Origin of the sequence: Anaerococcus marasmi, assembly GCF_900290195.1 — a bacterium.
GTDB classification, from domain to species: domain Bacteria; phylum Bacillota; class Clostridia; order Tissierellales; family Peptoniphilaceae; genus Anaerococcus; species Anaerococcus marasmi.
In genome coordinates, this window is the sequence record NZ_OLMF01000004.1 from 1,041,712 (window position 1) to 1,056,105 (window position 14,394).

A 14,394-nucleotide genomic window follows, 5' to 3' on the forward strand; every position below is an offset into this window, starting at 1 on the left:
TCTTAGGAAATTTACCCCTCCTAGCCGTTAGCCATTAGAGCTTGCCGGCTAAGGAGGCTCGTCTTGCAACTGATAGAGCCAATTCACCCCTCTGGTCGGTAAGGCTACCGTGGAGGCTCTTCTAACGATAATATTTGATTTATTCATTCCCAAACAGCCCCTAGCTACCCTATTCGTGCTTGTCACAACCTGCGATTGTCTCAAGGCCGTGAATTAGGAAGGGACTTATGATTTCAAAGTTTTCCCTTGAGGCTTTGGGGCTTCCTGGGAAGTTTATGATTAAGCTTTTCCCCCTAATGCCTGCCACAGCTCTTGATAGATAGGCCATAGGAGTTATTTTTGCAGATTCATTCCTGATAGCTTCGACTATGCCGTCCGCTCTTTTTTCTATTACGGCAAGGCTTGCCTCGGGTGTGATGTCTCTTTGGCTAAAGCCTGTGCCTCCGCTGGTAAGGATTAGGGAAATTTCTTCATCAGTATAGGCTAATAGTTTTTCCCTAATGCTTTCGAAATCATCTGCCACTATCTCGTATTTTCTTACTTCTAGGCCGAAGTCTTCTAGTAATTCTGCAAGGACCTTCCCGCTCTTATCCTCATAGACTCCTTTACTTGCCCTATCTGAAATCGTAAGCACTCCTGCAGAAAATTTCACAAGAGCCCTCCTTCCGCCATTTCTAGGAAGTCTTCCCTCTTTAGGTCGATCTCTGCAAAGACTCTAGGAAGGAAGAAGTCAAAGCTTGTAATCTTCGAGTGGATACTTGCTCCAGGCACTCCCATAAGATAGGTCTCTCCTAATCTTGCAACCATAAGCATATTTCCTGGCTGCATAGGGATTCCTTGAACTATAACCTCTGCGTGAGTTTCTCTAATGGCTCTTGGGGTGATATCATCTGGATCCACACTCATTCCTCCGGTAAATATCACAAGGTCCGCACCTTCCTCTTTAAATTTCTCGAAAGTAGCTACAAGCCTATCTTCATCATCTGGGAGGAATTCATATCCTAAAACTTCCGCCCCAAACTCAGCTAATTTCTCCCTAAGAACAGGCCTAAAGGCATCCTTGATCCTTCCATAGTAGACCTCATCGCCAGTTATGATACATCCTACTTTTAGCTTCTTAAATTCCTTCACTTCAAATATAGGGCCTCTCTTAAGAATCTCCTTGGCCTCTTCTACTTGACCTCTCTCGGTCCAGAGAGGAACAATTCTCGCTCCAGCAAGCCTGTCGCCTTCCTCAACCTTGCTGTAGGATTTCTTGCAAGTTATGGTATAATCTCCGATTTCGTTGATTTTTCTTAGAAGGGTCCTATCTATGACGAAAAGCCCCTTGACCTTGCTTGTAAGATTGATCTTTCCTTCACTTACATCAGAGGCTTCGATATTTAGCCCAAAAAGAGCCTCAGAAATTTCAGCAATTGCGTCTTCTTCGTGGACTTGGTCTGCCTCAAGCTCTCCTACATATATATGGTCCTTGCCGATGTTTTTTAAGGCTTCGATGTCAGATTCTTCGACCACATGCCCTCTCTTAAATAAGACTCCCTTAAAGCCATCTTCCATAATCGCCGTAAAGTCGTGAAGGAGAGGGAGACCCACTGCATCTTCTACTCTAATTTTTTCTATCATATCCTATCCTTATCTCATCTTCTGGGTAGATTGTGCCTTCCTTCCTTACTATAGCAAAGATTCCTTCAGTTGGCATTATGCATTCACCCGTTATGTTTCTAATCTCACAACCCTTGTGACATTCTTTTCCGATTTGAGTCACTTCTAGCTCACATTCTCCAATAATGAGAAATGTCCCTATAGGAAGGGTGTGAAGGCTAATCCCTTCTGTCATAATATTTTCTGCGAAATCTCCTGGCTTTAGACTCGGGATTTTCTCCTTCATCTTCTCTAATGATTCCACCGCCAAAAGAGAGACCTGCCTGTGCCAGTTTCCCGCATGGGCATCTCCCACTATTCCATGATTTTTCCTAAGTTCTATTTGAGGGACGGGGCTTTTGACCGTTCCCTTTTTTTCGCTTATATTAACCGATATAACTTTCATTCTTGTAATCTCCGCTCTTGCCGCCAGTCTTTCTTAAAAGCTTGATCTCGCCAATTTCTATATCCTTCTGGACTGCCTTACACATATCATAAATCGTAAGGGCAGCCACACTCGCCCCCGTAAGGGCCTCCATCTCGACTCCTGTCTTGGCATTAAGCTTTGCAGAAGTTCTAATCTCGATTGTATGAGTCTTATCATCCATGACAAAGTCGATCTCTATAGAAGTTAGGTTAATAGGATGGCACATGGGAATCATATTGGCAGTGTTTTTGGCTGCCATGATACCTGCTACCTTGGCGACAGTTAGGGCATCTCCCTTTTCAATCTCTGAGTTTTTAACCATCTTGTAGGTCTTTTCATTTAAGAAGACCTTGGCAGTCGCTATCGCAAGCCTATCTGTCGGATCTTTCCCAGATACATCAACCATCCTCGCTCTTCCATTCTCATCCAAATGACTAAACTTATCCATCTATCCTCCTATAGAACTCATTGTTCGCACGCTTTCCGAGCCAAAATCACATATCCTATGACTTTTGGGCTTGGTGTAGATACTTTCTCTGATTATTTTCTTCTTTTCCTCAAGGCTTAGACCCTTTATAGATATCTCCTCTCTCGAGTGCAGGCAGGCCTTAAGCTTCCCATCCGCAGTAAGCCTAATTCTATTACAATCCTTGCAGAACTTGTGGCTTAGGGGCGATATGAGACCGACCCTTCCCTTGTGACCTTCTATGGCAAAAGACCTCGCCACTCCGTCAAAGCCCAGGTCCTTCTTCCTATATCCATCGAGAATATTGTTGTTCGCCTTATAATTATTCCTATCAAAGTCTAGGTCCGCCCCGATTGGCATAAGCTCGATAAATCTTACTTCAATATCGTTATTTTCAGTAAGGGCTAGGAAATCTCCTATTTCCTTATCATTAAAGCCCTTTATTAAGACAACATTGACCTTAACCTTAAAGTCAAGTTCGATTGCCTTGGCGATAGCTCTTTTTACCTCTTCTAGTTGGTCTGATCCAGTTATAAGCTCAAACTTCTCCCTGTCCAGGGTATCCAGACTAAAGTTAATTCTAGAAATCCCATATTCCTTAAGAAGGTCAAGCTTATCGTAAACCATAGACCCGTTTGTGGTTATAGCGAAGTCCTCTATCTCTGGGATTTGAGCTAGGCTTTTTATAAGATCCATAACTCCTCGCCTTGCGAAGGGCTCGCCTCCAGTAAGTCTGATCTTTTTTATGCCAAGACCTGCCATAATCTGGGCTGTTTCTACTATCTCTTCAAAAGTTAGGATGTCCTCGTGACGAAGAAGCTTAATTCCATCTTCTCCCATGCAATATTTGCACCTGAAATTACACCTGTCGGTGACAGATATTCTAAGATATGAAATTTCTCTTCCAAATTGATCTTTCATAATCATTCCTCTTTCAAAAACAATAGCTTGCGGCTATCTATAGCAAAATACTTTGGCCCATCGTGAAACTCTTTATACTCTTCCTTATCTATTTCAATCCTCAAATCATCATACTTTTTATCATCATGATTTAAAATTACAAGGAAGGAGTCGATATTTTCAATTAGACGAAATTCTTCTATTCTTATAAAATCGTCATTTAAGGCCCTATCACTTAAGATTATATCCCTGCTTCTTAGGGCACATAGATTTGCTTCGGGCTTAATCTTAGTCTTAGTCTTTAGCCTTATCCCCCAAGTCTTAAGAAATATTTCGTCCTTCACAATCTCAAAATCCGAGAAGTTATTTATACCAATAAGCTTAGCCTCAGTAAGGCTTATGGGATTTTCGAAAAAGTCTTTCGTTTCCTTTAACTCTCCACTTTTTCCGTTGCTAATACTTATTATCTTATCGCTCATCCTGTAGACTTCGTCCTTGTTATGGCTTACCAGAATCGTCTTAAGATCGTATTTTCTGATAATATTTAAGACTTCTGTCTCGATTGAATTCTTGAGAAACTCATCCAGAGCTGAGAAGGGTTCATCTAAAAGCAAGATATCAGGCTTATTTACAAGGATCCTACAAAGAGCCGTCCTCTGCCTTTCTCCTCCAGAAATATAGGCTGGAAGCTTGTCCTTGATATCATAGATTTGCATCTCTTTTAGTTTATCGGTAATATCACGCCTTTCTCTAAGACCAGCCCTCACATTTTCTTCTACAGTAAAGTTCGGGAAAAGGGCGTAGTCCTGGAAGAGATAGCCCACTCTCCTATCCTGGGGCCTTAGGTTGATTTTCTTTTCTGAATCAAAAAGAGTCCTTCCATTTAGGATAATCTTACCCGAATCAGGCTTAATCAGTCCTCCTATGGCCTTAAGGGTTAAGCTTTTACCCGACCCACTTGCTCCAAGAAAGCCCAGCCTCTCATTTTCCATCTCAAAATCCACGTCGAGCTTGAAATTCTTGAAGTCCTTTTTTATCTTACAAATTAGCATGGTTTTTCTCCTTACTTTCTAGAAGGTTAAGGGATAACAAGACTACAAAGGAAATGGCAAGGTTGATGAAAACCCACTTGTAGGCAAGGCTATCCTGGCCGATCCTCCATAGCTGATAGACTGTAGTAGAAATGGTTGCAGTCTTGTTGGGAATGAATCCCGAAACCATGCTAGTCGCCCCATATTCCCCCAGGGCCCTAGCAAAGGAAAGGATAATGCCTGCGAGAATCTCCTTCTTGCAAGAGGGAAGGACTATCCTCCAAAATATCCAAGTATTGGACTTGCCCAGAGTCTGGGCGGCATATTTTAGATTCATATCAAAAGATTCAAAAGCCCCCCTGCTCGTCCTATACATCAAGGGAAAAGTTACGATAATAGTTGCAAAAACTGCCGAGTACCATCTCATAACTAGGCTGATATCCCTCCTTGCGAAAAACTCTCCTATGTAATTGTTAGGACCAAGACTTTTAAGTAAGAAAAATCCAACAACCGTCGGAGGAAGAACCAAGGGCAGGGTCAAGACCACATCCAAGAATCCCTTGAGGGTTGGATTTAGCTTTCTTACTTGATAAGCCAAAAATATCCCTAGGAAAAATGTGAAAAAACAAGAAATCAAAGCAATTCTAACAGAATTATATAAGGGAAAAAGATTCATAGCTAATCTAACTTGCTGGCTTAAAACCATATTTGACAAAGACTTCCCTTGCCCTATCGCTCTTCAAAAATTCCAAGAATTTCTCGGAAGCTTCCCTATTAGAAGAATTCTCGATGAGGGCTGCTGGATATATTACCTTCTTATCAAGCATATCAGGATTTGTAGTAGCTACGATTTTTAGACCCGCTGCCTTAGCATCTGTCGAATAAATAATTCCGCAATCAACAGCTCCTTCCTTAAGCCAAGAAGTAACTTCCTTGACATTTGACCCGAAGCTAATCTTATCTTGAATCATTTCCCAAATCCCCATATTCTTTAGTAAAGATTCAGAATATTGGCCAACGGGAACATCAGCATTGCCCAGAGCAATAGTTCCGACCTTATCTTTTTTAATATCATCGAAAGACCTAATATCCTTGTCAAAATTTTCCTTCACAGCAAGGACAACTTCGTTTTCTAGGAGGTCAAACCTTGTATTAGGGTCGATTGTAATATTGCTGGCCTTAGACGCTCTATTTGGATCAAGCTCATCCATTTGCTTTTTAGCAGCAGAGATAAAAACGTCGCAATTTGCACCCTCAGCTATTTGTGTCTTAAGCGTTCCTGAGGAATCGAAGTTAAATATAAGATTAAGGTCTGGATTTTCCTCTTCGAAAACTGTCTTTAACTCTTCTAGAGACTCGGTCATGGAAGCTGCAGCAAAGACATTTAGATCGGTCTTGGCACTTGCGTCATCTTTCTTCCTCTCTTCATCTTTTTTTTCATTATTCATATCTTCTGCCTTTGTCTCTTCCTTCACATCTTCTCCTTCTGGTGCCTTGGCTCCACAAGCTGCAAGTGATACCGCAAAAAGCAAAGATAAAAAGATTGCTGTCATTTTTTTCATCATTTTCTCCTTTAGGACATGTCGAATAGTTTACGTCGACTACTCGGTCATATTATATCACAATTATAGGCAAATAGGAACTAAGCTGTTTATTTTTAGGGAAAATTCGAGTATACTATTATTTATTGAAAAGGAGTTAATATGAGTAAGTTAGTTATACCAGAAAATTATAAAAGCAACGAAGATTTATATAGAACCCAATTGTTGATTAAGGAAATCAAAGACTACTTCCAAATCAACCTAGCCAACAACCTAAACCTAAAGCGTGTATCTGCTCCCCTATTCGTTTCAGAAACATCCGGTCTTAACGATAACCTAAATGGAGTAGAAAAACCTGTAACTTTCGACCTTCCAGAAGCCCACAACGCCGAGATGGAAATCGTCCACTCCCTTGCCAAATGGAAGAGATACGCCCTAGAAGAATATAACTTCAAAACCCACGAGGGCCTTTACACAGACATGAACGCCATAAGACGCTGCGAAGAACCTGACAACACCCACTCCTTCTACGTCGACCAATGGGACTGGGAGCTAATCATGAATGAAGAAGACAGAAACGTGGACTATCTCAAACAAATCGTAGAAACAATTTACAGGACCATGAAGTCCCTAGACGAATACCTCTGTACCCTCATTCCAACTAGACAAAAGCTCTTAAAAGATCAAATAAGATTTATCACAAGCGAAGAGCTCCTCCAAAAATATCCAGGAAAGAACGATAAGGAAAGAGAAAGACTAGCAGTCAAAGAATACGGAGCAGTTTTCCTAATGCAAATAGGAAAAGTTCTCTCTAACGGAGAAAAACACGACCTCCGTGCCCCAGACTACGACGATTGGGAACTTAACGGAGACATCCTCGTATATAACCCAGTCCTAGACGATGTCCTAGAACTCTCATCCATGGGCATCAGAGTCAACCCAGAAAGACTAAACGAACAACTAAAACAAACCGACAACCTAGACAGACTCAAATTCGACTACCACAGGATGCTTATAGACGGCAAACTCCCACAAACCATAGGTGGAGGAATCGGCCAATCCCGACTATGTATGTTCTTCCTCCAAAAGTCCCACATAGGAGAAGTCCAAGTATCCTACTGGCCAGACGAACAAAGAAAAGCCCTAGCAAACAAGGGAATCAAACTATTGTAGGAGAAAAAGCGGACCAAAGGAAATAAACCCTGGTCCGCTTTTTCTTTGGGAAAATTTAAGGTTCTAAATTATAATATATAACTCTAACAAAGAAGACTTATCTGAGCAAATATCCAAATAAATGAGACTTCTCCACAAGGTCGAAGTAAGGGAATACTGGTGCTTCACATAAGAGCAAGAGAAACAGTCCCCTTATCTCTAATGGTCCTGGCCACAATGAACGAAGTGAATTGATGGCAGACCTTAATCGAGGCTTTGCGAGGTGAAGCGAAGCTGAACCTGCAAACTACCGTCGAGCGGAGCGAAGCGGAGTCGAGAGGTCTCATAATTAAAAATCACACTTCTATAACTACAAGCATCCGGAATAAAAGAATGAGAATTACTTAATATAATAATATTAAGAAAATAATCCAATAATTCTGTAGAAAGGAAAAAACCATATAAAATGAAGTATAATATATACGTTATCATCACTTCCATTAGCATGGAAGGAGGTGATTCTATGCGAGAAGTGTTCAGTTTCATACTTGATGTCATAGTACAAGTACTTGGTAACTACTTGTACAAATTGCTAGGCAGCAAGTTAAATAGTAAATGTCAACCGAAAAATGGTCCACAGTTATTATCGAAAAGTGGTCCAGATATAGTAAAAAATTAACCACACATCCTTTCCCCTAGGGGAAAGGGAATTTATATATATTTCATATATTTTTTGACCACTCTATTGTATCTTCCATCCTACAACTTTTCTCCCTAGACATATCCATAATATGAGCCCTATGAGCTAGTCTATCAACTATGGCTCCAGTAAGCATAGGATCTTTAAAAACTTCCTCCCATCTTTCAAAGTTTAAGTTAGTTGTCAAAATTATTGAACCCTTATCGTTTCTAGATGATAAGAGGTTAAAAAGAATCTCACATCCTATCTTATCAAATGAAACATAACCTAACTCATCTAATATTACTAAATCATATTTTTCAAATTTCTTCTTGTAGTTAGTAATTTGATTTTTACTCATAGCCTCTTGTAGTTCAATTACTAAATTAGGAACTGAGGTAAATAGTACATTCTTTCCCACAATACATGCCTTAATACCTAGGGCAGTTGCATAATGAGTTTTACCACAGCCAGGTGTGCCTATTAAGATAATATTTTCTTTGTTATCTACAAACTTTAAAGTTTCTAAGTATTCAAACTTCCTATTTAACTCTAGGCTGTATTTACTCTTATCAAAGTCCTCCATAAACTTTTTATTGATAAATTTAGCATTCCTAATTCTTCTTGATATTCCATTATTCTTCCTTCTTTCTACCTCCCTTTCAAGAAAAAGATTTAGGAAATCTTCTAGAGATAAATTAAGATTATTAGCTTCATTTATCAATTCTTCATATGATTGTCTAAGATACGATAGTTTAAGTATTCTACAAGCCTCTTTGATGTCCATATCTATTTACCTCCTATGCATAAAGAATCATATGAAGCTACTATTTTCCTTGCCTTAATTTCAATATCATTATCTACTTTTACTATGTCTATTACATCTATTTCATCTTTTGAGTTAGCATAAGATTTTAACAAGCCAAGTAGTTGATCCATATCCTTATCTTTGTTATCTTCTATTAGACTTATGAATTTCTTCGGGTTAGAGGTAAAATATTTATCAAAGATGGCTTTCAAATCAGGATGACTTTTTAAGGCTAAAGAATTACGAATAGCACCTGGTTTACGTGCTAATGAGTCTAGATAATGGGTTATATCTATGCTGTATTCATTAGGGCCGTCTTTTCTTTTGTGTATCGCTAGTAGCTTTTCATTAACATATATTTTAACTTCCCTTGCATACTTTCTTACCAAGACTTTTCGTCCAACCATATATTCAGGTACAGAATACTTGTTCCTATCAACTTGAATTAAAGAATATTTATCTACCTTATGCTCTGAAATACTTGCTAGTTCATAGCTAGGTCTAAGATTTAGAAGTTTTTTCTTTTCTTCTTCAATCAAAGAATCTTTATTTAAATCTACTAAGGAATCTTCTTTTCCATAGCTAAAATTTCATCAAGATAGTCATCAACTTCCTTTGTATACTTAACTTTCTTCCTGTTAGAAGAGTCATAGGAAGGAGCCTTTGCTATTTTTTCTTGTATTAAAGCCCTACCTAAGTTAGGATCATCTAATTTTTTCACATTATCCTTGTATTCATTCCAATATTTTCCTATTGTTTTTCTATCAATCTTAAGAATCTTTGCAGCTTCTCTATTTGAATACCCTTGATTTTTAAGTCTTATTATTGCATGCTTGTCCATTAAATTAATCACCTCACACACCTCCGTACCTATATTTTACATACGGAGGATAAACTAAAACAAGTGGACCATTTTTCGATTAGAATCAATCGATTATTGGACCACTTTTAGTTTATCATGTACATATCAAAGCCTTTAGCAGAAATTTTTTCTTTTTTAATTTTTGACAATTTCCCCCCCTTATTCTCGATTAATCTTTATTAATTATATTATAGCATAAAAATGCCCAGGGCACTGTATGCTATCTGGCCTAGCCTCAAAGCCTAAATCTATATCTAGTTTCCAATCATATTTGATACAATTAAACAATTTCTCTTAACCCTGAAACTCTTTACATTTGGGCATAGAAAAAGCACCTACTAATTACAAGTAAGTGCTCAACTGTGATTATTGATATTTATTATTTAGATACTCTTCATTTGCCTTTATGAGCTTCTTATAGTAATTATCATAGCTCTTGCTAAATTTTCTAATAAGCGGAATTGCTATTTCATAGTATTGATTTTCCTTCATAAAGTTTTTAAGCTTATCCTGAATCTGTTTCATCATGCTATTTTGATACTCTTCACTATTTTTATAGCTTTCATATTGAGAAATTGCATCTTCATTATCTTTCATCCAATTTTCAGGACTCTCTATAGCATCAAGTTTTGCCTGGTTTACATCCTTTAGGGTTTTCATATCAAAGGATGAGCTAATCTTCTCAATATATTTTTTCTCTTCTTCAGTTAATTCAAAGGCAGGAAGCCTATCAAGATAAGCTATATATTTATAAAAAGAATTCTTACCATCATCTTCTAATGGTTCATTCAAAAATGGTTGATAGGCAGCAAATATCATTTGTCCAAAATATCCTGGAAAAGCAATTTCTAGTTTTTCATAGATAGTTTCTTCCACCTCAAGTAGTGAAATTTTCTGATTAATTAGTTCATTACTTTCACCTTTAACAATCATTTCTAGTATTTTTTTCCTTTTTTCATCAAGATCCAATTGATGTTGTTTTTCTCTTAAAACAGAAGATAGAGCATCACCACCTGAAGATATACACTGACCAATTTCTGAGACACTCATTCCCAATTTTCTAAATATAGATACCTTTTTTAGAATTTCTAAATCATTTATACTATAGTCTCTATAACCATTCTCTGATTTCTGAGGATGGATAAGTCCTTTATCCTCATAATACTCTATTGCCTTCCTAGTTAGACCCGTTTCTTTTTGAATTTCACTTCTTAACATAGTTATCTACCTCCTTTGATTAAAGGATAACACGGTCCCCAACGGACAGGTCAAGCCCTATACACTATATAAAATTCCCACTTATCCATAAACTAAAACAGTATCTCAACATTATTGCAATGTGTTTACTTTTTTTATAATTCTTATTCAAACCGACATTTTATAGTCGCATAATTTACTTGTTTGCCATATAATCTAAATGTTCCATCAAGTATCCTCTTATGATTTTTATACTTTTTCAATATTTTATTCACCTCATTTAATAATCTAATTTATAATAACCTACATAATTATATAAAATCAAGATTTTTAAAATAAAAATATATAGCCAAAAATACCGAAGCTTGAAACTACGGTCTAATTTTTTGTCTAAATGCAAACCACTTGGAATAATTATTCAGTTTATTTTTTTACTTCCAGTACTATTTGAGTAGTTATAGCCATTTTCATCTCTTCGTTTGAGTGGGTCTATATCATACTTGAAAATCACTTGGTAATTTAAAATCTCATTAGCGAATCAGAAAAGCCAAGGCTCTCTTTCATGGATTCAGAATTATGCCCTTCTTCTGATAATTAAGGATATTAAAAATGGATGCCCTAGAAAACTAGGCCAGCATCCACTTTTTAGATTAAGGTCTTTTATACCAAGCCTAATTCTATAGACTTTTATAAGTTATTTTCCCACATCCACTAAAATCTGGATATAAAATAGTAAGATGATTATTTATTTTTTTAATAACTTGGATAGTAAAATTAAGCTAGACACTTTTAAATGAAATAAAAAGCCATTTATGATACACTTAAATTACACAAAAAACATTAAGGAGTATCAAAATGGCTTACAATCATCTTACCATAAAAGAGTTAATTTGGATAGAGCAATATTATAAATCTGGAGAAAAAGTTGCAAATATAGCAAAATATTTGTCAAGAGCAAGACAAACCATATACAATGTAATAAATTGGCTAAAAAAAGGCTCAACCATACAAGAATACTACGACAGCTACAAGAAAAATAAATCAAAATGTGGAGCAAAGATTAAACAATTAAGTGATGAAGAATATGACTATGTTCTTGATAAAGTAAATAAAGGATGGACCCCAGATGTCATAATTGGAAGAGGAGAAATTAAGCTTTCAATGAGCTCTAGAACACTATACAGGCGTTTTAAAGACGGTAGTTTAGATAAAAAACTATTACCAATGAAAGGTAAACGAAAAAAGAATGGAAGTGTTGAAAAAAGAGGAAAGCAAGCCTTTAAAAGAAGTATTCATAGTAGGAATAAATCATATCCTAATTTCAAAAATGAATTTGGGCATTTTGAAGGGGACACCATAGTAGGAAAGAATCATAAAAGTTGTGTAATAACTTTAGTAGAACGAGTATCAAAAGCAATAATAACTTTAAAACCAGAAAATAGGACAGCAAAAGCAATAGAAAATAGGCTAAATAGTTGGTTAGATCAAATTCCTAAACACCTTGTAAAATCAATAACATTTGACTGCGGAAAAGAATTTTCAAACTGGAAAAGTGTATGCAATAAGCATGATATATCAATATTCTTCGCAGATCCAGGCTGCCCAAGTCAAAGGGGGTTAAATGAAAATTCGAATGGTTTATTAAGAAAAGATGGATTACCAAAACAAACTGACTTTAGGCTAAAAAGTGAGACGGATATTGTTTCTGTAGCTAGCTACAGAAACAATATCCCAAGAAAGTCTTTGAACTACAAAACACCGTTAGAAGAATTTATGAATTTAGTGTATTCTGTCTAGGTTAATTTGACAATTGAAATAATATTATTTTACTTGCTATATTTGTTATAGGTAGATTTGCTTAATCCTATTGTTACTAAATGCAAATATTTAAAATGATTACTTGACTCTTTTTAGCCCATAAGGACCTAGTTCATATACCTTATCAAAAACTTCATCTATAAAATCCTTATCATGAGAAACGGCAATTATCGCTCCTTTATAATCTTTGAGGGCCTTGATTATCTCAGGTTTAGATAGGGGTGATAGGTTCCTGGTTGGTTCGTCTAGGATTAAAACTTCTGCCTTATCTAAATTCATTTTAGAGAAAAATAGTTTTGCTTTTTGCCCTCCAGATAGGTCTGATATATTTCTATACATTTCTTCTCTTTTAAAGTTTAGGCTAGCTAGAAGATTTGAGGCTTTGGTATGATTATCTTTTATAAATGAATCAGATATATATTCTATAGCATTTATATCTTTTTTCTCATATTCAAAGTAAGACTGCGGCATATATCCTACTTTAAGATTTAAACTTTGGCACTCTTCTTTTAATTTTTTCAAAAGTGTAGTCTTGCCAGCTCCATTTTTGCCAATGATACATATCTTTTCAGGACCTATTATTTTTAAGTTTATATCCTTAGCTAAGACCTTATCACCTGCCCTTAGACTATCTAATTTGTAGTCTAGGATTTGCTTGCTATTAGCTATTTTTATACTATTATCAAAGAAAATATCTATAGGATCTTCATAATCAGGTTTTTTTGTAAGCTTTGCTTCCTCTTTTTCTAGTCTTCTTCCAATAGATTTTACAGTATGCATTTTCTCCTTTAGCAACCTACCTTCCACATCATCTTTTGTAGCTCTAATGTCATGCTGGACTGCATCGTGGACTCTCTTATACCTGTATATTTTTTTATCAAATTCTTCTCTTTCCTTGCAGGCTCTATTTGTTTCCGAATCTATAAAGTTTTGTCTTTTTCTTATATATTCATCATAAGTATTATTAGATACTGTATGCTTGGCCTCACTCCTTCTTCTAACTTGTTCTAGATGTATTATCCTATTAGCTATGTTTGAAAGTAGGTTTGTATCATGGGATACAAAGATATAGGGAATTTCTAAATCTTTCATAAAACTTTCAAGCCAAGATAACGATTCATAATCAAGGTCATTACTAGGCTCATCAAATAGGAAAATAGTTGGACTTTTTAATAGTTCAACTACTAAAATAAACTTTATTTTCTCACCACCAGAAAGCTCTCTCATTTTTATATCATTTGATAAAATATCAGCTGATAAGTTAAAGTCTGCTAGGTATTTATAAAGTTCATTATAGTCTATAAGCTCCATATTTACTTTGCTAAAGAGATATTCATTAGCTGTCAAATCAAAATATTCTTCTTCCAAGCTTTGCGGTAAATACCCCACTATTTCATTTCCCAGATATATTTTTCCACTGACATCACAGTAATTGTTTACATCATCTATATTAACAATTGATTTTAAGAGTATAGACTTCCCATTACCTTCTTCACCTATAAGACCTACCTTATCACCATCATTTAAGGTAAAATCAAAATCCTTTAGAATTATCCTATCATCTTCTATTAATCTTATAGTTAAATCTCTTATCTCTAACATAAATCCTCCTTAGGAGAAGCATGCCAGATCATAAATAAAATATAAAAAAGGCCATCCACAAATAAGTGAATAGACCTTCCCCTCGTGTAAACAAAGCAATCTTATCCACAATATGGCATACTAAAACTAGCCTCAATAGGCTAAAAATAGTATCAAAATTTCCATATTGCTTATAAAATCACTATAAATTTACCTCCGTATGTATTTGTTGATGATAATATACTGGTATTATTTTATTGGTCAAATATAGACATAAATTTAATTCTATTA

At 36.1% G+C, this 14,394-nt stretch carries 15 protein-coding genes; 2 read left to right on the forward strand and 13 right to left on the reverse strand.

Annotated elements, in window-relative coordinates:
- Window positions 1–169 precede the first annotated feature (169 nt).
- Genes C7D97_RS05460 through modA form a run of 8 tightly spaced genes read right to left on the reverse strand, consistent with a single transcriptional unit; the run spans window position 170 to window position 6,027 of the window.
- The gene (locus C7D97_RS05460) at window positions 170–652 is read right to left on the reverse strand and encodes a MogA/MoaB family molybdenum cofactor biosynthesis protein (RefSeq protein ID WP_105301089.1); all 483 of its coding nucleotides are present in this window, start codon (window positions 650–652) and stop codon (window positions 170–172) included.
- Window positions 649–1,623, reverse strand: a complete 975-nt coding sequence (locus tag C7D97_RS05465; protein ID WP_105301090.1) for a molybdopterin-binding protein — start codon at window positions 1,621–1,623, stop codon at window positions 649–651. The genes C7D97_RS05460 and C7D97_RS05465 overlap by 4 nt, the downstream gene beginning before the upstream one ends.
- Window positions 1,607–2,047: an MOSC domain-containing protein gene (locus C7D97_RS10505; RefSeq protein ID WP_158679116.1), complete on the reverse strand. Its 441-nt coding sequence runs from the start codon at window positions 2,045–2,047 to the stop codon at window positions 1,607–1,609. Before C7D97_RS10505 ends, C7D97_RS05465 begins: the two co-directional genes overlap by 17 nt.
- On the reverse strand, window positions 2,028–2,516 hold the full coding sequence (gene moaC / locus C7D97_RS10510; protein WP_158679117.1) for a cyclic pyranopterin monophosphate synthase MoaC: 489 nt from the start codon (window positions 2,514–2,516) through the stop codon (window positions 2,028–2,030). Before moaC ends, C7D97_RS10505 begins: the two co-directional genes overlap by 20 nt.
- Entirely contained in the window at window positions 2,517–3,455 is a 939-nt protein-coding gene (moaA, locus tag C7D97_RS05475; RefSeq protein WP_105301091.1) for a GTP 3',8-cyclase MoaA, read from the reverse strand.
- Window positions 3,456–3,457: 2 nt separating this feature from the next.
- Complete coding sequence (locus C7D97_RS05480) at window positions 3,458–4,486, reverse strand: sulfate/molybdate ABC transporter ATP-binding protein (protein WP_105301092.1); 1,029 nt, start codon at window positions 4,484–4,486, stop codon at window positions 3,458–3,460.
- On the reverse strand, window positions 4,473–5,141 hold the full coding sequence (modB, locus tag C7D97_RS05485) for a molybdate ABC transporter permease subunit (RefSeq protein WP_105301861.1): 669 nt from the start codon (window positions 5,139–5,141) through the stop codon (window positions 4,473–4,475). Before modB ends, C7D97_RS05480 begins: the two co-directional genes overlap by 14 nt.
- Window positions 5,142–5,148: 7 nt before the next feature.
- Complete coding sequence (gene modA, locus C7D97_RS05490; protein WP_162841581.1) at window positions 5,149–6,027, reverse strand: molybdate ABC transporter substrate-binding protein; 879 nt, start codon at window positions 6,025–6,027, stop codon at window positions 5,149–5,151.
- Between the two features lie 141 nt (window positions 6,028–6,168).
- Here modA and asnA point away from each other — a divergent pair, with 141 nt between their 5' ends.
- Complete coding sequence (gene asnA / locus C7D97_RS05495; RefSeq protein WP_105301093.1) at window positions 6,169–7,179, forward strand: aspartate--ammonia ligase; 1,011 nt, start codon at window positions 6,169–6,171, stop codon at window positions 7,177–7,179.
- Window positions 7,180–7,880: 701 nt separating this feature from the next.
- Here the strand turns inward: asnA and istB are convergent.
- From istB to C7D97_RS05515, 4 genes are all read right to left on the reverse strand, one after another.
- The gene (gene istB, locus C7D97_RS05500) at window positions 7,881–8,624 is read right to left on the reverse strand and encodes an IS21-like element helper ATPase IstB (protein WP_105301094.1); all 744 of its coding nucleotides are present in this window, start codon (window positions 8,622–8,624) and stop codon (window positions 7,881–7,883) included.
- Between the two features lie 2 nt (window positions 8,625–8,626).
- Window positions 8,627–9,184 carry a Mu transposase domain-containing protein gene (locus C7D97_RS05505; protein WP_105301095.1) on the reverse strand — a complete coding sequence of 186 codons (558 nt, stop codon included), beginning with the start codon at window positions 9,182–9,184 and terminating at the stop codon, window positions 8,627–8,629.
- A 20-nt stretch (window positions 9,185–9,204) separates the two neighbouring features.
- Window positions 9,205–9,498, reverse strand: a complete 294-nt coding sequence (locus C7D97_RS05510) for a hypothetical protein (protein WP_158679118.1) — start codon at window positions 9,496–9,498, stop codon at window positions 9,205–9,207.
- Between the two features lie 375 nt (window positions 9,499–9,873).
- On the reverse strand, window positions 9,874–10,725 hold the full coding sequence (locus tag C7D97_RS05515) for a MerR family transcriptional regulator (protein ID WP_105301097.1): 852 nt from the start codon (window positions 10,723–10,725) through the stop codon (window positions 9,874–9,876).
- 834 nt (window positions 10,726–11,559) lie between these two features.
- On the opposite strand from C7D97_RS05515, the gene C7D97_RS05520 reads away from it, so the two are divergent.
- Window positions 11,560–12,501, forward strand: a complete 942-nt coding sequence (locus C7D97_RS05520) for an IS30 family transposase (protein WP_105300740.1) — start codon at window positions 11,560–11,562, stop codon at window positions 12,499–12,501.
- A 99-nt stretch (window positions 12,502–12,600) separates the two neighbouring features.
- On the opposite strand, the gene C7D97_RS05525 is transcribed toward C7D97_RS05520, so the two are convergent.
- Window positions 12,601–14,124, reverse strand: coding sequence for an ATP-binding cassette domain-containing protein (locus C7D97_RS05525; RefSeq protein ID WP_105301098.1), 1,524 nt, complete (start codon window positions 14,122–14,124; stop codon window positions 12,601–12,603).
- Between the last annotated feature and the right edge of the window lie 270 nt (window positions 14,125–14,394).